The following is a 21008-nucleotide window of genomic DNA, read 5'->3' on the forward strand; positions in this document are numbered from 1 at the left end:
CATCGTCCCACCTCTTCGGCATTGCCTCGGTTTCAAGTCTACGCAATGCGCATAAACGCGTCTGCCTCCAGCCAAAGTTGTGGGTAATTGAAAGCCTGAAGTCGCGCTTACGCATAGCCTTCTTCGAGAACCTTTCTGGTCATGGTGTCCTCGTCTACTTCTTCGCTAGCCGCAAGGGTATTACCTCCCGTTCCCCCAGGAGAAATCCTGAATGCAATAACTCCTGTATCACGACGCTTCATCTGAACAGGAAAAATTTCTGTTCCATGAGCTAATGTCAAATTTGGTGTATAGCCGGTCTGAAGCATAGGGTTATCAAGCGGCGAGTTCTTGTTGTTCCGGCGGATTGTCCGGCGCCGGTATGCCATCTTTAAACGGCACGCCATCCAGCAGCGGCTTGATTCTGTCGGCGCCACGAATCTTGTGCCACGGCTTCTCTGCTTCTTCCATCAATTTGAATGCCAGCCCCAGGAACGTTGAGCGCGACAGGCAGTTCCTGGCCCGCGTGGTCCGGTGCCGCACCGTGGCAAACGTTGATTCAATGGGATTTGTGGTCCGTACGTGCTGCCAGTGCTCGGCAGGGAAGTCATAAAACGCCAACAGACTGTCCCGGTCCTGCGTGAGCTTTTCCACGGCCTTTGGATACTTTGCTTTGTACGTGGTCACGAATGTCTCGAACGCTACCAGGGCATCAGCACGAGTCGCTGCCATGAAGATGTTCTGCATGGCCGCCTTTGCTCTGGCCTGCTGCGATGCCGGCAGCGCATTCAACACATTGCCCAGCTTATGGAACCAGCAGCGCTGGGCCCGCGTGGCAGGAAACACCTCTTCCAACGCAGCCCAGAAACCCATGGCGCCATCGCCAACTGCCAGTAAAGGGCCAGCTTGCAGCCCCCGTGTCTTCAAGCCCAGCAGCACCTCGCGCCATGATGCGCTCGATTCCCGGAAGCCGTCCGCAATGGCCACGCGCTCCTTCTTGCCGTCCGGTGTCACGCCGACTATGACCAGCAGGCATTGGCCATCGGCGTTCTCGCTTCGCACGCCGGTATGGATGCCGTCGGCCCACCAGTACACATAGCGGGCGCTGCTCAGGTCCCGCCGGTCCCACTGCTGCCATTCCTCTGACCACTGCGCCTTTAAGCGGCTCACCACATTGGCTGACAGGCCCTTGGCTTCTTCGCCCAGCAGCACCGACAACGCTTCGCCCATGTCGCCCGTCGACACACCCTTAAGGTACAGCCAGGGCAACGCTGCGGACACGCGCGGCGACTTCCTGACATAGGGAGGTACCACCGCCGAATTAAACTTCACGCCCATACCCGAGCGGTCGCGTACCTTGGGCACCCTGACCGACACCGGCCCGGCTGCCGTCAGCACATCGCGCTCGGGCAAATAGCCGTTGCGCACGACGGCCTGCTTGCCTGACAGCGTTCTGACGTTGGCATACTGCTCCAGCAGCGCCGCCAGTTCCAATTCAATGACTTGCTGGATAACTTGCCGCGCGCCGCGACGCACCAGTTCGTCCAGCGACATGCCAATTTCCGGTAGACCAATTCCTGCTTCTTGCTTATTCTTGCGCATGGTGGGGTTTCCTTTGTTGGTTGCTTTGACTTCGACAATCAAATTCTCCAACAAAAATCTCCACCGCCTTCCGTCCCCCCTTCAGACTTCAGCCCGTACACCACTTTCGACTATAGCTCCTGTTCCATTGTTGAGAACAAAACTAAATTTTTTGGATATTCTCTCTTGAGAAGGTGCCATACTATTTTCCCCATTGAGTTTCAGAACTGGATCTCCCGTTTCTAGCGGCTTACCGCCAAGCGCTCCAGCGTTCTTTCGGAAGTTGCCACTAGATCGCATTACCTCTGTCGTGAAACGCAATCATATCCGTCTCTGTAACTTCACCCCACACGTCCGTGGCCAGCCACTCGCCAAAGGCAATGCGTACCGTTTTCATCTCCAAACCTTTTTTCCTGTAAGAGGCGAGAATCGTCTTGTCCGCCTGTCCGACAAAGCGAGTCAGAATTTCACTTTGTTCAGTAGCCTCTAGCTCAGAAAAATAGTCGAGAGCATGTTTGCTTCTGGCTGCTATGTACTGGGCTCTTAAGTCCTTTTGGGGCTCTGGTGCGGTTTCCTGCTGCGTAGCAACCGCAGGTTCGGCTAGATGAGGATTCGTTGCGTACCCGTTTGCAATAGCCACCTTAAAGTAGGCTGCTGGGGACGCCAAAGTAGTGCCGGATTTAGCATTCTGCCGTTTCTCGACCAACGCGATGTGCGACAACACGGACTGTTCACCATACTGTGCAAATATTTCTGTTGCATCTTCCTGAGTAATACCTAAACGCATGATTTGCTCGACGATCTTCATGTCTAGCAAGGGCCCTGGATCGATTTCTGGCATAAATTCCAAAGCAGCTTGTGGTTTAAGGCTTACCTTGAACTGAAGCGACTCCACGCGGCGCCCCATCTTGAACTCGACCAATTCAATTTCGATATCGGTGTTCGCGTTAATTTCAGCGATTGCCGGCTTCACAACATCGCGCTTGAAGTATTTATATTCTGGAGCCGGTTCCCCACCCTCAATTGGGTTACCAGTTAGCACATGGAACCAGAACTCGTAGGTTTGCTTGAACGTTACGCGGGAAGGGCTTGTGGCATATCGCCTGCAAACTTCATATAAGGCGAGTGCTTGGGCGCCGCTTAGAATGCCCTGGTAGTACAAGCTGTACTTTGTAAAATTGTTATCGGGTTTAAGGACGAGATCCTGAAAGGTTGGCGAAAAAGCAAAGCCCAACCACACTTCTCCATTTTTGTTTCCGACCCCGTGCGAATTCCAAACTTTCACTCCTGACAACATTACTTCATCAGTCCACGATTTTGGTGTTGTTTGAAGCACTTTTACAGACTGCATCTCATGTGCAGTCTGTTTGATGAGTTCAGTGTTCTTGCTTGAATAGTTGAAACCAGAAATGACGTCGGCCATCCGAACCCAGAAGTAACCTTCTGCGCCTGGTTCCCCGGGAGGCGCATTCAGTCCTGGCATACCAGCTTTCTGCGCCACGAAAATAAAAATGTTTAGTAGCTTGCGCGAAACAAAAGTGAAGCGGCCAGATTTTATTCGAAGACCAACAGCTTCATTCGCCTTGCGAAACTCTTGTATATCGGTAGCACTAGGCCGCGGACTTGATGATGCGATTCCAGCAACAGAGGTTGATTTTTTGGGACGCGGCATTTGGTAAGTAGATTAAGAGTGTTGGAGCATAATGCCGTTAAGGTGAATTTTTCGCAATAATTTTCACCTTTCAAGTTGGACAAAAACGTCAAAAATCTTTTCGTTACCTAAAACTCTCACCATAGTTCCGGTTCGTAACCCTATCCACTCACCTCCGTAACCCCAAAATCTCACCATAGTTGTGTTTCGTAACCCTAACCACTCACCTTCGTTACCCAAAACTCTCACTTCCGTAACCGTAAACTCTCACCTAAATCGTCGGACGGCCTTATTTGACAAGGGATTTGTCGTCCCTTAAGGTTTTTAAGGTTTACAAGGTGTTTACATTTAAAAAACCCTCAAAGGGGCGGGCAGCTGGAAAAATCACAAACGAACCAATTCAAGAAAACGCTCAACAGTCTATAAAGCCAATCCAGCGGCATCTACGAACTGAGCATTCACAAAAGATTAGTGAGTTCCGATTAGCAGCTTATTGGGTCGTGCAAGCGCAAAAATCATGCATGTCGGGGATGCAGCACGATACGGCCTAAAAAATGGCTATAGATGCCAGAAAGAGGTCCTGTGGCTCTAAGTTATCCCCGCAAGTCCAGGATCGAATAGTTTCGTAACCCAAAACTCTCACCTTTGGTTCACCTATCCGGTTTTCGTAACCCAAAACTCTCACCTTTGATTCACCTAGGCGGGTTTCGTAACCCAAAACTCTCACCTTTGGCTCTGCTGGTCGGTTTTCGTAAGCTAAAACTCTCACCTTTGGCTGGAGTAACGCATATTCGTAACCCAAAACACTCACCTATAAGAAATTAGGACCTTTCTTTTTACTCATTTACTTTCCGCTAAGTAACCTTCTGTCGCTAAAACTGGCATTTTTTCGACATTTTTTTACCTTTCTAAGAAATTAGGTTCACAAATACGGCCGACTTATGATCGTTTGATAATACTTTGACAACATCTTGGTCTTGGCTAAGTTTCGTACCCCAAAAGTCTCACCTTTAGGTACTTACTCCGTTTTTCGTAACCCAAAACTCTCACCTTTCAGAGCAATGGACGTGGTTGGGCCTGGCGTAGAGTTGTTCGAAACCTATAAGCCTCACTGGCCGAAAAAGAAGATCGCCTAGGAGTGGGCTACCTAACTGAATGCTTCAGTCATCTCTGTGATGTGGCGATATTCATGCCGCTTACACACGGAAGCCATGCCCGACCGCCTAATAAAAACGTGTATTTATATCGTTCATAACTAAGATGTATAATTCAAAGTCTTGCATTTTATCTTTGTTCGGGATTTAATCAAGCCTGTTGATTTTAAGACGGCGGATTTGTGGTTCAGATTTTACAAAAGCTTGTAAGCCATTTCCCGTGTACCAGACCCAACGCAAGCGCCTGGCAACTTCAACTTCACTTAGGACCTAATCATGGCTATCGCTCTCATTCTCAAAAACGCAACTGGCTCCCTGTTCCCCGTCACCAATCCGGCGCAAGGTAAACCTGTCCTGGAAGGATTCGTGGAGTTCTCGCTCGACGACAAAAAGGACGGCAAAAAACTTCGCCTGGAAGCCTCCGCATGGCTGAAGGACAAAGACGGCAAGAAGTTTTATTCCCTAAGCATCGGCGGCATTTCCGCTGCCTTGTTCAAGGAGAAGGAGTCGACTAATGACAAGCTGCCGGCCTACGCAGGCACCTTTGGCTTCGAACGCGAACTGCGCCTGGCAGCCTGGAAGAAAACCTCGAATGGTTCCGGCAAGCCGTATCTGTCTCTGGCCATCTCGGAAAAGACGAACAACGGCAACACCACGACCAACGCTCCTTCAGCTGGTGCGACGTCCCAAAGCGCCCCGCAAACACAGGAGCATTCACCAACCCGAACCGGCGTCGAAGCTCCAGATTTCGATTTCGTCTAACCGCCTGTCTTAACCTAACCGACCCCGCGCTGCCGCGGGGTTCTCTTTCACCGTCGTCGGCGCGTGTCAGAGACGCTTCCCACTTCCCCGCATAATCGATTTTCTGGATTGCCCCTCAAACGTGAATTAGCAATACAAATAGCATATTATTGCTATACAATAGTATTAATAGAATTTGCATTTCATTCAAAACCGCTTTGAGCCTCAATGCATAAAGGGAACGCACAGTGGGAAAGGTAGCGCAACAGGTCGACCTGGTTCGTATAGAGCCAGCAAATTTCCTTCAGGGGCCAAGTGCCTTTCGTTCAAACGGCAATTGCTCGACTGGCCAAGCCATTGGCCGTACTTTTCCTCGTCCCCATTTTCCCGGCATCTCTTCGACCGTTATATCGATCATCGACAACGTTCGATCAGACCGTTCAAGCTTCCATTCTGATCAGGTCACAGGTTTACCGAGTCGCGTCCATTTTCAGTCTGCCTTGCACGACATGATCACGAACGGTGTATCGGAGTGTGCGGTCATGTTTGTTGATCTGAACAAATTCCGCCGGATAAATAAATGTTTTGGTCACCAGACAGGTGACGATCTGCTTCATGCCGCTGCCCGACGGCTGCGGCGGTTCGGTATTGAACACGATGCAGTTGTCGGTCGCTTCGGTGGGGATGAGTTTGTTCTGTTTGTTCATGGAGAAAACGATGCTGCGGCATTAAACGCGCTGGCGGAGCGGCTCGTCTCCGACTTTGCAGAGCCGCACCAGCTAGATAGCCTGAGCATTTCCGTGACAGCGAGTGTAGGAATTGCCCGGTTTCCGATTGACGGCACGGAAGCCAGTCAACTTATCCAGTATGCTCACACAGCTATGTATGCGGCGAAGGACATGGGCGGACAGGGATTTCGCCACTTCGCACCGGACATGACGACTCGGGCAGCTAATAGCTTGCAGATCGAAGGCCGGTTGCGGCAAGCACTTGAAAACAACGAATTCTCGCTCATGTTTCAGCCGATCGTGCGTCCAGGATCACCAGATGTCCTCATCGTTGAGACGTTGCTGCGCTGGAAAAATGATCAGAACGAGATCGTGACACCAGACCAGTTCATTCCGGTGGCCGAAGAATCGGGACTGATACTCGATATCGGGCGCTGGGTTCTGCATGCTGCATGTCGGCAAGCGAGCCACTGGCGCCAGACGCGCGCGACACCGATTGTAGTGAGCGTCAACGCCTCTCCATTGCAGCTGGCGAATCCGAAATTCTGCGACGACGTCCAGGCTGCTATGGAAGCAGCGGGCCTGCCGCCGGCGCTCTTGGCTATCGAAATGACGGAGCGGATGATGGTCGCAGAGGATGCCATCATTAGCGCCAACATATGTCGGTTGACCCAGATGGGTGTAAGGGTCGCATTGGACGACTTTGGCACCGGATATTCGTCATTGAGCTACCTCACCAGGTATCAGATCCAATGTATCAAGATTGACCGCTCTTTCATCGACAAAATAGAGTGCGACCTTCAGGCGCGTGCTCTGGTGCAGGCAATCATCGGCATAGGGAAAAGCCTAAATGTCGTCATGGTGGCGGAAGGGGTGGAAACCCAAGGCCAGGCAGCACTGCTGGAGAGCTTGGGCTGCGACTACCTTCAGGGATATCTGATCGGCCGGCCTGTTGTCGCAGAGGCGCTATAAGAGGACACCCCAACCGCACCGCTCAACAAAAAGGGCCGGGAAATCCCGCCCTCAATACCGATCAGAGAAGGGCATCAGCCCTTGAACTTGGCAGCCGCGGCTTTCAAATCCGGCGCTGCGCGAAATTTGGCCGTTTTCGTCGCCTTGATCTTCAGCTTTTCCCCGGTTGCCGGGTTGCGACCGGTGCGAGCAGCCCGCTTTCCAACCGAGAACGTGCCCAGCCCGGAAACGGCGAACCGGCCTTCCTTGCGCAACCCGGTCTGGATGAAACCAATCAGCATTTCCATGCCTTCTTTCGCCTGCGCCCGCGTCACGCCGGTTTGTTCGGCGATTGCCTCGATGACTTCAGTTTTCTTCACTGTATTTTCCTTTCATAGTCTCCATTGAACAAAGGTGCCGCGGCAGAAGTCTAGCAAGCCGGGCACCCAACAACACCTGTTAAACGCCTTGCTGCATGATCTCGATCTGCTTTTTTGCCAGCTTGAACACCAGGTCGGCGGTCAGGAACGGATCATTCGCCAGCATCTGTTTGACGATCATCGTCGTAATCGGATAAGCGTCGCCCGGCGTGATCGCCACGCCGCGCGCACCCGTTCCTTTGCTTTGCACGGACAAATAGAGCTTGCCAGGCTGCGCTTCCAGCGTCATCCACTTTTCATTGTTCTGGCCATGGCCTTTGGCTTCGAATCTGCTGGTCCAGAGCATCAGCGTCGCAAGCATGAGCGGCAGCTCACGCTGCGACAGCTGGATCGCTACCTTGTTTTTCCAGTTATAGGTACGCTGGCCATTAGCTTCTGTTGCTTCGACGCGGATGGTGTGTATACCGCGCTGAGTTTTATCCTCAGAAAAGCAGGCTGCAAACTTCCCTCCATATACATGGAATGACTTGTAGCGCTCGTCATCCGGTCCCGGCCCAGAATCGCTTTCGCTTTCCGGCCAGGGTATGTCGGCCGAAGGCGGTTGGTCCTGTTGAAGTGCCTCCGCGCGCTGTTGTGCGCGGGGTTGATCTACCTGCGTGCCGGCAGCCGGTACGGCTTGCCTCGCCGGCGGCATGGTTAAGGCTGACCGAGCTTGCGTCGGCGATCCAGTGCCGGCCGGCGCCGATGGAGCGGGGTCCCCGTGTACCGCTACGGGAGCTGCGCTACTCCTGGACGCCTTTTCCAGATACCGCGCGAGCGTCAGGCGTACATAGCGAGCTTCATCGCAGTTGTCCCGGCCGCTCTCATCCCATGCCTTGAGCTTGACGGAAAAATCCGGGCCCTCGTGCCGGCCGATCGAGATCAGCACCCCCATGCCGGGCACGATGAGGCCGCGACGGGCGAGCCGCTCCTTGGTCGCCGGTGTGACGGCATACAGAATCCCCTTCAGGTAATTCTTTGCCCTTTCGTTACCTGCCTTGAACGCGTCGACGGCCTTGACGATGGAATCCCCCTCGATGTCAAAGATGTCGAATAGGGTGTGCGAGTCAGGAACGGGTAGGGAAAGTGCGCGAATCGACTGCTGATAGGTAATGGCATTGAAAGTCATGCGTTCTCCGCTTCGAATTATGATATACAATACACATGATTATAATTCTAATACACGCATTTATCAATATTTGTTAGCGTGCCGCCATCGTTATTTTTTACTAGACGCTAAACTCGGAAGCAGGGCGGTTCTGCTACTGAACGACTTAGGACGGCTGAAAGCCATGACTTCCAGGGTGTATTCCGTTTCGATAGATGGACGAAACTATTCTGCCGCATTCCAGACCGAATCGCAGTATTCAGCGGCTTGGGAAAAAGTGCTGTCGCACGCCCATGAAACCAAGCTTAGCGTGCGTTGCTGCTGTATGGGGCGTGGCCAGAAGCTGCTGGCGCCGAAGAAATACGCGAATCGCTAAGGGCTGGCTCGCTATGGCCAGTCGGGACCGGAGCATGCCGCCGACTGTGTCTACCGCTCCTGGTCGCATGATCGTAGTGGCATGCAGGCATATGGCAGGGATGCGATTGAGGATATCGAGAGCGGTGGCGGGAGGCTCAACAGGCCTGTCGGGCTGACCTTGTCCGACCCGTCGATCCAGTCTGGGAGGGAACCCGCGCTGCGCCAGGTGCCGACGGAAGTGCGGGATGCCGGCCTGACCTTGTATGGGCTGCTTCAGCTTGTGTGGCATGTGGCGCAAATGAACGTTTGGCATCCGAGAATGGAAGGCAGCCGCAAGCCGCGGCTGGTAAGCCACTTTCTGGATAAGGCGGCTGGCAAGATCCGCCTTGATCGTAACGGCCGGGATTGCCTTGGCCAGCGCACAGTATTTGCATGGAGCCGGAACACTCTCAAAAAGATCGAAGCAGCTGTCGAAGGCCGGTCGCGCATACTGCTCATCTCTCCTCTTGCACGGTGGCGGGAAGGAATGGACCTGTCCGAAGCCTTGCCACTCGCGGACAGGCAGATATTTTCCAAGATATGGATGGCCAAGCAAGGTCAGCCATGGGAAAAGACGCAGGAAGACTTTCCCTATGCCCTGGAAGCCTGGCGCCGGGGCGACCGTGTCGTTGCTGCTGCGCTTGCGCATCCTTACCCGTTCAAGCGCAAGGACGAAAAAGAAAATTCTTCCTGGTCCTGCCAGGTATTCAGCTTGGCGCTCATGCCTGTGACCGATGACTGGATTCCTTACGCGAACGATTCCGAGCGCGCATTGCTGGCAAAACTCAGGGAAGAAGGGCGCTCGTTCACCAAGCCGCTGGTATTCGACGCCGATCCTTCCGTGCTTTTCCCGAGCATGATCCTGCACGATTGCGAGGCGACGGCGGTGATGCCCATGGAAATCGTCAATACGGCCGGATCGGTGCCGCATGGCTTCGCCGACTTCCGGCAGCGTTACTTCTCGAATGGTTTTGGCGTCGACAGCTGGTGGGCATGGAATCTCCGAACTTTGCCGCTGCACATGCCTGACTTTCCGCCGCGGCGGAAAACGAAACCCAGGCAGGCTGCAGAAGCGGCTGTCGAGCCTCAACAGCCAGTTGGTTCAGTCGCTACCAACCTGCCTTTGCCCAGCCCGGCAGATCCGTACAGCGGCATCTTTTTTTGACCTGCCTTGCAGTAGCTCCTTTCTCCTTACACCAGCCCTCGTAATGAGGGCTTTTTCATAAGTACGGCTCCCCCAGAAGCCTTCAGACGATTGTCGTCTGCTGTTAAGCATTTCACTGAGCAAGTAAATGGCATACGCCACAACTCTTCTCAGGAGATCAACATGAAATTGCAACAGAACCCAATGAAACGCCGGTCCATTCTCTTTATTACTAAAAAAAGCCGGCCTGACCGCTATATCCGCGCCGGTTTCGTCAACCCGGAGCTCTACGATATCGAAATTAAGGAGCTTGTTCCTCGCCCCCACCCGTCGATGCCAGGTTTTTTGGTTCGTGATGGCAAAGACGAGTATCACGGCTATGTCGCTGTGCATGACCTGTACATGGTCTGGCCGGGAGGTCGCGGGCCGCGAGCAAGAATTACCGCCCGTAGCGTGTAACAAGGCGATCGATCATGACAAAGGCAAAGTACCCGCCATTAAGTGAAGCCGAACTGGCGAGGTTGCGTGCAGATGCACGCGATATCCCTGGGACGGCCAAGCGCAGAAACACCACACTGGATGCATGGGACCTTCGAAGCGAGCGAGCAGCTGCAGAGAAGCATTTTGCACTGGGCTGCTGGTTGTATTACTACAGCCGGCGCATTTTCCTCACTGGTCCGGAAGGCCTCCAACATCGTATTGATTGTGCACGGAGAATCTTCGAAGCCGGCTTGGTCAATCCTGGCTATGCTTTCTTCACGGTGTTTGAATTCGGAGAACGCGAGTTCGATACGATCTTTGAGATGGGCGACAGTACTCAGGTGCTCGAGGGCCTCAGAAAACTGGCTCGCAGATCGCGAAGCCAGCAAATAAGGGAAGCGTTTGCGGAAATGGGCTGGTCTCTTCAATCCACTCCGGCCACAAACTCCGAACAAATGCAGCTTGCGGTATAGCTGAGCACTGTTTTCCATCCATGCCCTCTCTTAGTTCATCGAGATGAGGGCATTTTCTTTTGCTGGCAGCACATGTAACTGCCTATAAATTGTGCAGTCAAATTTTGCCTTGTCGCTCAGGTACTTACTACGCAAGCGTATTCCGCAGCAGGCCGTTTATCCACAAAATCTGTGGACATCTAGTGGCGCCCTTATGGCGTGGATTCTCAATCGCTGTGGCGCATCTCCCTACTGCAAGACAACCAGGAACTGGCCGCTTTCTCAGCCAGGTCATTTGTGTTTACTTTTAACGACGCACCCAGTGCCGCACGTTCGCTGTCCGGCTTAACAAGGAATGACAATTTACTATGAAAAAAATGAAAACCTCGAAAGTGTTCGCGTTGCTAGGCCACACTTATCCCGATAAGGAATGGCGACGGGAGCCGTACATCGTAGAAGGGGAAGGCCGCCATGCGATCCTTTTTGCCTGTAATGGAACCGCAATCCACAATCCGTTCGAATCCGACTGCGGCCGTTTTGAGATGTCTGACCGCTACGGCCTGTCCGAGTATCATGCCAAACTTATGCGAATTCACAATCTTGGCTTCGAGGCTCAGGTAAGCGACGGTGTGCAGCCTCTTTCTTTTGTCTTTGATTGCGTGGTCGACGAAATAAGGCGTCATCCGGCAGCCGATCCGGAGCGGCTTCTCGATGCATTCGAGTTCACGCCGGTGAACGTAGGCAAGGGCGAGCTGGCAAACATTGTTGTCAATCCCGACGATTCCTACCTGTCCATCATGGACCGAAATGGAGACACGCTTCCTCGGACGATGGAAGATCTCTGGATACGACTGTTCGACGCCTCGGGATCGATGATCAAAAGCTATTGTGCACGAGAATTAAGCTCCTGAACTTCATTGGGGGCCTTTCCCCAAAACCGCAAACCTAGCCCTCTCTCCGGACACGGAAAGAGGGTTTTTTCATTGCTGGGTCGCTTCCGTTCCGATGTGGGCCATCCCTGGTTATTAACGAACCCTGCGCGCCAGGAATTCACTATCTAAGGAGAACAAAGTGACTTTGCAAGACAATTTGAACCTTCAGCAAGACTTCGACCTTTTCTCCATCTTCACCGGGGAACGGATCGATGCGGCTCGGCCTGCCATCATGGAAGCCTCAACGCATCCTCTGTACCAGCAGCGAACCATCGTCATGGTGCCTGACGACGTCGTCGAAGAAGCGCTGGACTCTGACGCGACAAGCAAGCGCATCATGAGCAAGAGCCTCGCGCCGGCGCTGGGGGACATCGTGGGGATACGCCTCAACCTGAATCTGATTAAGAGCAAAGGGGTGCCTGTCCAGACCGTTCACGCCGGGAATCGCTCAGACGGCTACAAGCGAAACCGAGGCCTGTACAACGGCGCGGCAATTGCATACCAGAAGGCGGTAACACTCGAAAACGCCTACTTTAATGTCTCGCAGAAGGGACGAGAAGATGTGGCATCCGGTGCGGTGAGCAAGTTTCCGCTCGCTTCGGTAGATGGCGCATTCATGGATACCACGCCGGATTTTTCGGGGCTGGAAATCAGCTTCAATCCAAAACGTGTACGTCTCTTTTGCGATAGCGAAAACCGCCCCATCCGGTTTGCAGAACAGGCCACCATCTATGCAAATCGCATCTATGTTCGGGGCCGAATCGAGTACTACACGGAGGAAACGGCACCAGCCAAAGTCGGCATATCGCCATGCAGCATCGTATTCTGACGCTGCACTTTAACTGTTGGACCATGCCCACTTCCTTGCGAGGTGGGCTTTTTTCTTTTGCCAGTCAAAATTCCTCTTCCTCCTCCTCGTTCTCGCCCAGTTGGTGAATTGCCTGGAGCAGGGCAGAGTAGTCGGCGCGGCGAATGATTTCGTCAAACGGGCCGGTCAGCCTGGATGGATTCTGCAGGAAGTACTTGAACTGGAAATTCTCGCACCAGTCGAGGAAGGTCGGATGGTCAGGCTCCTCCCGTGAGGTAATGATGCTCTCCGCAGAGAGAACCGGCGCCAGCGACAAATCCATCAGCTGCAGGTTGCGCCGGTAGGTAGCCCGGCCTTCCTCGCTTGCCAGGTTCTTGTGTGCGACCAGCCGAGGCTCGAACTCGCCGGCGTCGACCCTGGCAAAGAAGTCTTCCACGCTGCCGAAGTCGGCAAGAATCTTCGGCGCGGTCTTTTCGCCGATTTTCGCGACCCCTTCAATCGAGTCGGAGGTGTCGCCGACCATGGCCTTGATCTGGACGAAGTCACGGGCATTTCGCGCTCCCACTGCCGCTTCCATCTCCTCTGGAGTGCAAATATGGGTATCGGTGCGGTGATCGAGCCAGGACGCGCCCGGCTGGAGATTCTGGAGCCAGTCATGGTCGCCGGTGAGGAATTTCACGGTATGGCCGTTGGCAACGAGCTGCTTGCCCAGTTGGTGACCGATATCGTCGGCCTCGGCGTTTGGGTCATGCAGCTGCATGAGGCCCAGCTTGGCCAGCATGATGCGCAGGTATGGCATTTGCTGATTCACCGAGGCGCGGGCCGCGAGAGACGCCTCGCCTTTCTTGCGGCCGCTCTTATAGTCCGCATACAGGTCATAGCGCCATTTCGCATGGCCATCCCAAAGCAGGACCGGCACGAACGTCGGGTTTTCACGCACGCGTTTGGCCAGCGTGCGAATGGTGACGTAGATCGCCTGGACTTCGTCGCCATTCTGGGCCCGCATGGGCGCTGAAAAATGGGATGCATAGGCAATGGAATAGCAGTCAACGAGGAGGATATCCATCCTTGGGTAGTCCTTATACGGGGTGCTTAAATCGTCGGATGGTCCGGCAAGTCCGCCTTTTTACAGTCCAGTCTGACCACCCCAAAGCCCGCATTTTATAACCTGCTACGCGCAAAGTAAATCTGTACGTATTATAACCCGCTGTTTTTTAAGCCCTTTTTCGAAGTTTTTTCTTCATCTTACAAATCGATGTCACCCATTTCCTTCCTGTAAGGACCTCGCAAGTGTCTTTGTCACTTCAACCAATTTTTCATATTTCAGGAGATCGATATGTCGATTCAGATGATTCAAACTTCCCAGGCTAACCAAAACCTCACAGTCGTCGGCTTCCGTCCGAACGGTGATTCCTTCAAGGGCACTGTTTGCGGAGCGACTCCATTCGAAGCGAAGATGGGCCTTCTGGCTGATTTTCGCTACTCGGAGGACGGCGGTGATCTCTCAATCTCTTGTGTTCTTGACACAAGTACCGGCAGGCTGTTGGACCAGGTCGGCGTGTCTTCGGATGAAGACCTTTTCACAGAGGTCGAGGCCGTGGATACCGTCCTGTTCCATGCCTCGCAGGGTGGGAGCCGCGAGCGGATCAAGGCATATCTCAGCTTTTTCGAGTATGTCCTGACCGACTTGCCGGAGGTGTTTGAAGGGCTTGTAGGAGGGAGCAGGGTAGCAGGAGAGGATTTGGCCGTTCAGTACGAGGATCTGAAGGGCAGGACGTATGAGTTTTTGCCCTCAGAGGCATTGCTGGTGTTGGCTGAGAAGGCCTTGAAGTCGGATCGCAGTGGCGCATCCCTTCAGGTCAAGAAGATGGCCGAGCGAGCAGGGGTGGCGCTGGACCGCGCGATCGCTGTAGCACTGGGCTGAGGACTGGTGGATTGAGGGGTTCCGACCTGAGGGTCGGGACCCCTTTTCATTTTCCGCGTCTGTTCTCATGTGGCGCATATAGATGGGTCAGGCGAAGCAATGGTGCCTCGCCGTAAACCAATGGAGAGCAATATGAAAAAGATGTTAGTGGCGTTGATGATGGTGATGGGCCTGCTCACGGGGTGTTCCGATGATAAGTTCGCAATGGAGGCGAAGTCCGGCCAGCGCGGAGCCGGATCGACGGTGCAGCTTGATGGCAAGGAGGGTGTCATGACGGTCCTGGCACTGCAGCCGGATCATCCGGATGGTGTCAAATACCACGTTACGATGAAAGATGAGGGTGTCCTCACCAAGATCGGTAATCTGGCGGGATCCAAAGTGATCGAACTTCACATCAAGGAGCTCAATACAAAGATCAACTTCGCAGCGATTCCAAACCAGGGCTATTTTTGTCTGGAATGCGCATCGCTCAAGCTACCGCAAAATTGGACTGTGACAAAGGTCCAGTAATCCTCAATCAAGCCACCCTTTTGAAGGTTGGCTTTTTTTTCCGTTTCGGTGTGGCGCATTCCAGTATTACACCCCCTAACGGAGAAATTCCACATGATGCAAAGCCCGAAAGTCTATGTCGGCACCGACGACAATGTGGTCGTCTGGCGCCTCCGCAAGAACAAGCAACTGGAGTATCTGGCAGTTGTGATCGATACGCAGCTGCTGTATGTCCGCAAGGATGGCGCTCCGGTGCTTTTGACCGTACCAATCCACGAATGTCCTTTGCAAATCGTCACTGAGTTGCTTGGCCAGGATGACCCGGCGCAGGCATTGAAGGACCTGATTGCCAGCGGCTCGTTCAATGACATCAAGGATCTGGTCACCGATCCCTTCCTCACCCAATGGGACAAGCTGGTACAGCCGCAAGGCGAAGCACAGTTGTTTTCCCCACCACCCACAACCGTCACAATTCTGGAGTTTTGATGATGAATGCAGCAGATATTTCACGCCTGTTTGAGGAAAGCACTGGCCAGAAGGCAGACATCAAGAGCAGTCCGCCGATGGTAGCCTGGCCCGGGATCCACGGTTTCTTGCTGACAGCCGATCCCGAGCAGACCATCAGCGCTGAGGACTTCATGAACAGCAGTTTGGTGTCGGTGGCCACTGAATTCGTGGCAGCCGGCAAAGGCTACAACCATGATGACAAGTGCGGAAACGAACACCATCGATGCTGGAAGGTCAGCATGAAGGCAGGCGGCGTTGTCTATTTCCTGTTTCATGACATGCCGATCCTGCGCGACGCGATCAGCAAGATTGCCGACCCCGGTCCGGTAAGCCATTTTGTTGGCGTGGCTTACTTTGTTCCGGTTGAACAGGCGCTGTTCTTGAAACCGTTCGATGCGTATCTGCGAAACATGGTGGTCCTTTCCGGCCTGTCATCCTTCAACGATATGATTGAGGCCATGTCCAGCCAGGTGAAAGCCTTGCTGGAAAAGCTGCCGGAGTCGCAACGCCACTTCTTCATCGACAAGTTCCAGAAGTCTCTGGCAAACGGATTGCCCGCTCTTCCAGCAACCGATTGAAACCTAACCCGCCCAACTCACCGGGCGCCCGCCGCGATCCAGCAGAGTTTTTTCTGTCGGATCGCGGTTTTTTTTGGCCGCGGCGCTCCTATTTCCCTACTTCTGGACAGTGGCATTCGGCTGGCCAGGGTGTGATTTAATAGCGTGCACCAGATGAGGGGTCATTGGACAGCGTGATGGGAGCAGTTGAGGTTGCAGGTTGAGTGAACAAATGCAGGGTTTCGTGTTGACCCGCCACTGGCGCGACACGGCCGCTGGCACGGAAGTCGACTTTTGGCTCGCTACCGATGAGGGGCCACGCCATGTGCGCCTGGCGCCGCAGCCGTCCGTGGCATTCATTCCGGCCGAGCAACGCGAGAAAGCAGAAGAATTCTTACGCAACGAACGTTCGGTCGAGTTCCGCCCGCTCTCACTGAGCGATTTTCACCGGCGACCTGTGGTGGGCTTGTATTGCAGCCGGTACCAGCAACTCCTGAAGCTGGAAAAGCGGCTGCGTCAGAACGGCATCGATGTCTACGAAGCCGATGTGCGACCTCCAGAGCGCTACCTCATGGAACGCTTCATTACCGCGCCTGTTCGCATCCTTGGGCAACCGGGCCCAGGCACAGGGAAGTTCATTGACTGTCATCTGAGGCCTGCGCCTGGTTACCGTCCTCGCCTAAGAGCCGTGTCGCTGGATATCGAGACCAGCGCGCGAGGCGACCTGTATTCCATCGCTCTTGAAGGTTGTGGCCAGCGCCAGGTGTACATGCTTGGCCCCTTCAACGGCAGCGAGGACCAGCTCGACTTTACGCTGGAGTACTGCGACAGCCGTGCGGAGATGCTTGAACAGTTGTGTCGGTGGATGGAGCGGCACGATCCGGATGTGATTATCGGGTGGAACGTCGTGCAATTTGACTTTCGTGTCCTGCAGCAGCAGGCGGACCTCCACCGCGTGCCATTGCGCCTCGGACGGGATGGCAGCCTGATTGAATGGCGCGAGCATGGCAGCAAGGAGCATTTCTTTGCCTCGGTCGCGGGTCGCGTCATCATTGACGGCATCGAAGCGCTCAGATCGGCATCCTGGCACTTTGCATCTTTCAGCCTGGAGCATGTAGCGCAGACCCTACTGGGCGAAGGCAAGGCGATCGACAATCCCTACCAGCGCATGGCGGAAATCGAGCGACGCTTTGCCGAGGACAAACCGGCCCTTGCGCGCTACAACCTCAAGGATTGCGAACTGGTGACGCGGATCTTTGCCAAAACCGACCTGATGAATTTTTTGCTCGAGCGCGCAAGTGTGACCGGCCTGGCCATTGACCGCAGCGGCGGCTCCGTGGCCGCGTTCGAGCATCTGTATATGCCGATGATGCATCGCCAAGGCTATGTCGCACCCAACTTGGGCGATATACGGGGAGAGGGCAGTCCAGGCGGCTTTGTTATGGATTCGCGGCCCGGCCTGTACGACTCGGTGCTGGTGCTGGATTACAAGAGCCTTTACCCCTCGATTATCCGCACCTTCCTGATCGATCCGGTCGGACTGGTTGAAGGCATCGCCAATACCGATGAGAGTGCGACTGTGCCGGGGTTTCGAGGCGCCCGGTTCTCGCGGGACAAGCACTGCCTGCCGGCGATCGTCAACCAGGTCTGGCAGGGACGCGAAGCGGCCAAGCGCGAAGGAAACCAACCGCTGTCGGCAGCCTTAAAAATCATCATGAATGCGTTTTACGGGGTTCTCGGGACACCTGGCTGCCGCTTCTACGATCCGCGGCTGACCTCCTCGATCACGATGCGCGGCCACAAGATCATGCACCGCACGCGGGAACTGATAGAGGAACAAGGCTACCAGGTCATATACGGAGACACCGATTCCACTTTTGTTTGGTTAAAAGTGGCCCACTCGGATGAACAGGCGGCTGAACTTGGACGCAGGTTGGTCGACCATGTGAACTCCTGGTGGAAATCCCATCTTCACGAAGGTTTTGGGTTGGAGAGTGCTCTTGAACTGGAGGTAGATGTACATTACCGGCGCTTTCTAATGCCGACCATTCGCGGTTCCGAGGAAGGCAGCAAAAAACGTTACGCCGGACTGATCGGCAATCCCGATGGAAAGGAAGGATTGGTCTTCAAGGGGTTGGAATCGGCGCGCACCGACTGGACACCGCTGGCGCAGCAGTTTCAGCACGATCTGTATCTGCGCATATTCAAGGGTGAGCCCTATCGCGACTACATACGGGACTATGTCGCCCGCACCTTCAAGGGCGAGCTCGATGCGCTGCTGGTGTATCGGAAGCGTCTGCGTCGACCTTTGGAGGATTATCAGCAAAATGTCCCGCCCCATGTCCGCGCGGCGCGCATCGCAGATGAATTCAACAGGAAACAAGGGCGTCCTCAGCAATATCAGAACCGAGGATGGATACGCTACGTGATGACGACATCCGGTCCCGAGCCTCTGGAAACGCAGCGCTCACCTATCGACTACGAACACTACCTGTCGCGCCAGTTGCAACCCGTGGCAGACGCCATATTGCCATTCCTTGGCGATCACTTCGCCTTGTTGACCAGCCGCCAACAAAATTTGTTTTGATGCAGCCTGCATGTCCGGAATAGCGAGTGCCGTTCGAGATCACTGAACTACTTTCGTAGGCGACCTTTGGCAAGCCTCCATTTTCGTTTGTGTGGAGGTACGCTGTGCAAGGAAGGGGCCTTCGCCTTCACGTTGGCTCTAATCGACCTCATGGAATAATCCGAAACGCGTCAAGAGCCGTCCAGCCACACTTTCTTGATATGTGTGAGTGCCGCGGCCGGCCATCGTGTGCTGCTGCAAACCGACGCCCTCCAGCAGGACAAGGTCAAGGCAAAGGCAAAGGCAAAGGCAAAGGCAATACAGTTTAGCTATTTGCATTCTTTCTAAAGCAGCTCATCCATTGGCGGGAAGATTGTTGATGGTTGACAATCATCAAGTATGGTCGCCTGTCGTGTTCGTCTTGTCGAATGCGGTGACTCGATCCTGCAGGACGTCGTTGGTAGCGTATGTAGACCACCATTCTGCCGGATACACTAAAAGCGCTTAAAGTGCTGCGGCTCAATCCCGCTCATAGCGCACCGTCCATCTTCCTTTTGCATGTCGGCCGAATATTGCGTCCAAGTCCCATTTTTGCAGATGTAAAACCTGTACGGACCGCTGCCATTATCTTGCGCACAGAACCGTGACTCCGCTGGGAAGGTCGCCGTCCTTTGCGGCAGAACGCCGCCGCCAAAGTTCTGCGGGGTGTATTCATACGTCAAGGAGCAACCACTATCCTCCGCGACCGCATTTAGGGCCGTTCCAATCATCACAGTTGAACAGAGAAAAGTAACAAACTGTCTCATGATTACGCTCCTTGTGGCGGGGAAGTTGAACGGCGTTGTGGTGCCATGCTGTGCACTCGCTGCTTCTGCTAGTACGTGATCGAAGCGTTCAATGCCCACCTTGGGGCGATGGTATATCTGCTTTCTCAGGCCCTTTTGTCCTATCTCAGAAATGACCGGAGTATTGTCGGTGCCACCTATGCCCAGGTACTCTGCGCCTTGCTCTTCCTCTATAGAAAAGCCTCTCAGATCTTTCTGCCGTGGAGCGAAGCCTTCGTCTTTCGAAGTCGGGCTCTAAGCTTGGACCAGCAGCATTTAATACGCGAGCAATCTACAAAGTTTGGTGTAGGCAAAGCGATTTAGCAGCGACGGTTTGAATCGACTCACGCACGCCGCTGCCGCTGATTGCGACAGTCCGAAAATAGCGCTTGGCACGCAAGCAACAGGAATGGGATTAGAAAATATTAATTTTTCCCAACAGCGTGTTGTATTAATATTTACGAGCGCAGGGTGCGCAACAAGCGAAGGCAAATGTAAGGCTTGGAAAGTTAACGGTTATTGTCGCGCAAAGCCGGCATGGCTGTTATGTAGAGAGTAACTGGAAATATTCTGCCGCTGACCGAGCACCACGCGTGATCGTCTTTTGCGGAATTTTGAGTGCAGTAACTGGTGGTTCAAGGGCTACACTACGACCAGCAACTACGTTTGGGCCGCCTGCTGGCTAAAAGAGAAGGAATCACCATGGCTGAAAGAGTCGTTCAGCAGGTTCCTGACACGAAAGTGCCAGTACCACAGAGGCCTCCAGACTTCGCTACACTATTGGAGGCATTAGCCAAGCTAATACCATGGATCATCCTATTGATCGCACTTGTCTGGTTCCACCCTGAAATTTCCGATTTGCTCAAACGGACCAAGGGCTTTAAAGGCTTAGGTCTCGAATGGACTGTGTTCGAGGGGAACATTAAGCCTGCAGTTGGTCGTGGTCAAGCAGCTCCCAATGAACAGTTGTCTCCACTCGCCAAATTGGCTTGGAAGAAGTTTCAGGATTTAGGCGAAGTATTGCCTTTGGCGCGGATCCTATGGGTTGACGATAACCCACAAAATAACTTCACCATGCGAAGGAACCTGACTAGCTACGGCATTCAAGTGGATATCGCTATATCAAACGCTGAAGCGATCGATGCCGTTCTACGCAGGGACTACCACATGATCATCTCGGATGTCGGTCGAGATAATGCAGAGCCGGTTTCTGACGGTATGAATAAAGACGCTGGGCTCGACCTCGCCAAAAAGGTAGCAAACATAGGATATAAAGCACCGATTTTGTTCTACACTTACTCCCCCTCGAAAGTTACGTCCGATATACTTCATCTCATCGCTACAGGCAGCGGTTCTCTCCTGCTGAACACTATCGCTGATGTACTTACTGTTGAATTCAAGGCAGCGCCCGCTGCAAGTGATAGCGCGGTCGGAAGCAAGAAGTAACTACCATCAACCCGCTTTCTTGAGACCAAATTACCCTCAATGGCTCTCGGATTTGCCCTCAATTAAATAGTCGGCCCTTATATGGACGTCTCCTGGAATGCAAGCTTTAGCAGTATGAAATGTCAACGGAGGTTCGCAGTCTTATATACGGCCTGTTTATGCAGGCGTTTT

At 53.7% G+C, this 21008-nt stretch carries 21 protein-coding genes; 14 read left to right on the forward strand and 7 right to left on the reverse strand.

Features of this window, described 5'->3' with window-relative positions; all coding sequences use genetic code 11:
* Nucleotides 1–107: 107 nt before the first annotated feature.
* From QOL82_RS28325 to QOL82_RS28335, 3 genes are all read right to left on the reverse strand, one after another.
* On the reverse strand, nt 108–308 hold the full coding sequence (locus QOL82_RS28325) for a hypothetical protein (RefSeq protein WP_283445674.1): 201 nt from the start codon (nt 306–308) through the stop codon (nt 108–110).
* A 7-nt stretch (nt 309–315) separates the two neighbouring features.
* The gene (locus tag QOL82_RS28330; protein ID WP_283445693.1) at nt 316–1581 is read right to left on the reverse strand and encodes an IS256 family transposase; all 1266 of its coding nucleotides are present in this window, start codon (nt 1579–1581) and stop codon (nt 316–318) included.
* Nucleotides 1582–1849: 268 nt separating this feature from the next.
* Nucleotides 1850–3232: a replication initiation protein gene (locus QOL82_RS28335; protein WP_283445675.1), complete on the reverse strand. Its 1383-nt coding sequence runs from the start codon at nt 3230–3232 to the stop codon at nt 1850–1852.
* Between the two features lie 1409 nt (nt 3233–4641).
* On the opposite strand from QOL82_RS28335, the gene QOL82_RS28340 reads away from it, so the two are divergent.
* The gene (locus QOL82_RS28340) at nt 4642–5127 is read left to right on the forward strand and encodes a hypothetical protein (protein WP_283445676.1); all 486 of its coding nucleotides are present in this window, start codon (nt 4642–4644) and stop codon (nt 5125–5127) included.
* Between the two features lie 227 nt (nt 5128–5354).
* The gene (locus QOL82_RS28345; protein WP_283445677.1) at nt 5355–6806 is read left to right on the forward strand and encodes a putative bifunctional diguanylate cyclase/phosphodiesterase; all 1452 of its coding nucleotides are present in this window, start codon (nt 5355–5357) and stop codon (nt 6804–6806) included.
* Nucleotides 6807–6880: 74 nt separating this feature from the next.
* Here QOL82_RS28345 and QOL82_RS28350 read toward each other — a convergent pair whose 3' ends face one another.
* Entirely contained in the window at nt 6881–7165 is a 285-nt protein-coding gene (locus tag QOL82_RS28350; protein ID WP_283445678.1) for an HU family DNA-binding protein, read from the reverse strand.
* 79 nt (nt 7166–7244) lie between these two features.
* Nucleotides 7245–8333: a hypothetical protein gene (locus QOL82_RS28355; protein ID WP_283445679.1), complete on the reverse strand. Its 1089-nt coding sequence runs from the start codon at nt 8331–8333 to the stop codon at nt 7245–7247.
* Between QOL82_RS28355 and QOL82_RS28360 the strand changes: the two genes are divergently transcribed.
* The 6 genes from QOL82_RS28360 to QOL82_RS28385 all read left to right on the forward strand — a co-directional run bounded on the left by QOL82_RS28360 (nt 8317) and on the right by QOL82_RS28385 (nt 12545).
* Entirely contained in the window at nt 8317–8688 is a 372-nt protein-coding gene (locus QOL82_RS28360) for a hypothetical protein (RefSeq protein WP_283445680.1), read from the forward strand. The genes QOL82_RS28355 and QOL82_RS28360 overlap by 17 nt on opposite strands.
* 3 nt (nt 8689–8691) lie before the next feature.
* Nucleotides 8692–9873, forward strand: coding sequence for a DUF1173 family protein (locus tag QOL82_RS28365; RefSeq protein WP_283445694.1), 1182 nt, complete (start codon nt 8692–8694; stop codon nt 9871–9873).
* 162 nt (nt 9874–10035) lie between these two features.
* Nucleotides 10036–10311, forward strand: coding sequence for a hypothetical protein (locus tag QOL82_RS28370; protein WP_283445681.1), 276 nt, complete (start codon nt 10036–10038; stop codon nt 10309–10311).
* Nucleotides 10312–10325: 14 nt separating this feature from the next.
* Nucleotides 10326–10805, forward strand: coding sequence for a hypothetical protein (locus QOL82_RS28375; RefSeq protein ID WP_283445682.1), 480 nt, complete (start codon nt 10326–10328; stop codon nt 10803–10805).
* Nucleotides 10806–11152: 347 nt separating this feature from the next.
* Complete coding sequence (locus QOL82_RS28380; protein ID WP_283445683.1) at nt 11153–11695, forward strand: hypothetical protein; 543 nt, start codon at nt 11153–11155, stop codon at nt 11693–11695.
* A 160-nt stretch (nt 11696–11855) separates the two neighbouring features.
* The gene (locus tag QOL82_RS28385; RefSeq protein ID WP_283445684.1) at nt 11856–12545 is read left to right on the forward strand and encodes a hypothetical protein; all 690 of its coding nucleotides are present in this window, start codon (nt 11856–11858) and stop codon (nt 12543–12545) included.
* 64 nt (nt 12546–12609) lie between these two features.
* Here QOL82_RS28385 and QOL82_RS28390 read toward each other — a convergent pair whose 3' ends face one another.
* A complete protein-coding gene (locus tag QOL82_RS28390) occupies nt 12610–13590 on the reverse strand; it encodes a 5'-3' exonuclease H3TH domain-containing protein (protein ID WP_283445685.1) in 981 nt (326 codons plus the stop codon).
* A 270-nt stretch (nt 13591–13860) separates the two neighbouring features.
* Between QOL82_RS28390 and QOL82_RS28395 the strand changes: the two genes are divergently transcribed.
* The 5 genes from QOL82_RS28395 to QOL82_RS28415 all read left to right on the forward strand — a co-directional run bounded on the left by QOL82_RS28395 (nt 13861) and on the right by QOL82_RS28415 (nt 18588).
* Nucleotides 13861–14448: a hypothetical protein gene (locus tag QOL82_RS28395; protein ID WP_283445686.1), complete on the forward strand. Its 588-nt coding sequence runs from the start codon at nt 13861–13863 to the stop codon at nt 14446–14448.
* A 132-nt stretch (nt 14449–14580) separates the two neighbouring features.
* Nucleotides 14581–14958: a hypothetical protein gene (locus QOL82_RS28400; protein ID WP_283445687.1), complete on the forward strand. Its 378-nt coding sequence runs from the start codon at nt 14581–14583 to the stop codon at nt 14956–14958.
* A 93-nt stretch (nt 14959–15051) separates the two neighbouring features.
* Complete coding sequence (locus tag QOL82_RS28405; RefSeq protein ID WP_283445688.1) at nt 15052–15423, forward strand: hypothetical protein; 372 nt, start codon at nt 15052–15054, stop codon at nt 15421–15423.
* Nucleotides 15423–16022, forward strand: a complete 600-nt coding sequence (locus QOL82_RS28410; RefSeq protein ID WP_283445689.1) for a hypothetical protein — start codon at nt 15423–15425, stop codon at nt 16020–16022. The genes QOL82_RS28405 and QOL82_RS28410 overlap by 1 nt, the downstream gene beginning before the upstream one ends.
* A gap of 211 nt (nt 16023–16233) precedes the next feature.
* Nucleotides 16234–18588 carry a DNA polymerase II gene (locus tag QOL82_RS28415; protein WP_283445690.1) on the forward strand — a complete coding sequence of 785 codons (2355 nt, stop codon included), beginning with the start codon at nt 16234–16236 and terminating at the stop codon, nt 18586–18588.
* A 473-nt stretch (nt 18589–19061) separates the two neighbouring features.
* Here the strand turns inward: QOL82_RS28415 and QOL82_RS28420 are convergent, their stop codons facing one another.
* On the reverse strand, nt 19062–19373 hold the full coding sequence (locus tag QOL82_RS28420; protein ID WP_283445691.1) for a hypothetical protein: 312 nt from the start codon (nt 19371–19373) through the stop codon (nt 19062–19064).
* 720 nt (nt 19374–20093) lie between these two features.
* Here QOL82_RS28420 and QOL82_RS28425 point away from each other — a divergent pair.
* A complete protein-coding gene (locus QOL82_RS28425) occupies nt 20094–20837 on the forward strand; it encodes a response regulator (RefSeq protein WP_283445692.1) in 744 nt (247 codons plus the stop codon).
* Nucleotides 20838–21008 lie beyond the last annotated feature (171 nt).

The organism is Noviherbaspirillum suwonense (genome assembly GCF_900182955.1).
Classification (GTDB): domain Bacteria; phylum Pseudomonadota; class Gammaproteobacteria; order Burkholderiales; family Burkholderiaceae_D; genus Noviherbaspirillum_A; species Noviherbaspirillum_A suwonense.

Coding starts and splice junctions, on each gene's coding strand:
- QOL82_RS28340 (WP_283445676.1), top strand. CDS start 4,642: ATGGCTATCGCTCTCATTCTCAAAAACGCAACTGGCTCCCTGTTCCCC.
- QOL82_RS28330 (WP_283445693.1), bottom strand. CDS start 1,581: ATGCGCAAGAATAAGCAAGAAGCAGGAATTGGTCTACCGGAAATTGGC.
- QOL82_RS28375 (WP_283445682.1), top strand. CDS start 10,326: ATGACAAAGGCAAAGTACCCGCCATTAAGTGAAGCCGAACTGGCGAGG.
- QOL82_RS28405 (WP_283445688.1), top strand. CDS start 15,052: ATGATGCAAAGCCCGAAAGTCTATGTCGGCACCGACGACAATGTGGTC.
- QOL82_RS28410 (WP_283445689.1), top strand. CDS start 15,423: ATGATGAATGCAGCAGATATTTCACGCCTGTTTGAGGAAAGCACTGGC.
- QOL82_RS28400 (WP_283445687.1), top strand. CDS start 14,581: ATGAAAAAGATGTTAGTGGCGTTGATGATGGTGATGGGCCTGCTCACG.
- QOL82_RS28370 (WP_283445681.1), top strand. CDS start 10,036: ATGAAATTGCAACAGAACCCAATGAAACGCCGGTCCATTCTCTTTATT.
- QOL82_RS28425 (WP_283445692.1), top strand. CDS start 20,094: ATGGCTGAAAGAGTCGTTCAGCAGGTTCCTGACACGAAAGTGCCAGTA.
- QOL82_RS28390 (WP_283445685.1), bottom strand. CDS start 13,590: ATGGATATCCTCCTCGTTGACTGCTATTCCATTGCCTATGCATCCCAT.
- QOL82_RS28325 (WP_283445674.1), bottom strand. CDS start 308: ATGCTTCAGACCGGCTATACACCAAATTTGACATTAGCTCATGGAACA.
- QOL82_RS28415 (WP_283445690.1), top strand. CDS start 16,234: ATGCAGGGTTTCGTGTTGACCCGCCACTGGCGCGACACGGCCGCTGGC.
- QOL82_RS28395 (WP_283445686.1), top strand. CDS start 13,861: ATGTCGATTCAGATGATTCAAACTTCCCAGGCTAACCAAAACCTCACA.
- QOL82_RS28420 (WP_283445691.1), bottom strand. CDS start 19,373: ATGAGACAGTTTGTTACTTTTCTCTGTTCAACTGTGATGATTGGAACG.
- QOL82_RS28335 (WP_283445675.1), bottom strand. CDS start 3,232: ATGCCGCGTCCCAAAAAATCAACCTCTGTTGCTGGAATCGCATCATCA.
- QOL82_RS28355 (WP_283445679.1), bottom strand. CDS start 8,333: ATGACTTTCAATGCCATTACCTATCAGCAGTCGATTCGCGCACTTTCC.
- QOL82_RS28380 (WP_283445683.1), top strand. CDS start 11,153: ATGAAAAAAATGAAAACCTCGAAAGTGTTCGCGTTGCTAGGCCACACT.
- QOL82_RS28360 (WP_283445680.1), top strand. CDS start 8,317: ATGGCATTGAAAGTCATGCGTTCTCCGCTTCGAATTATGATATACAAT.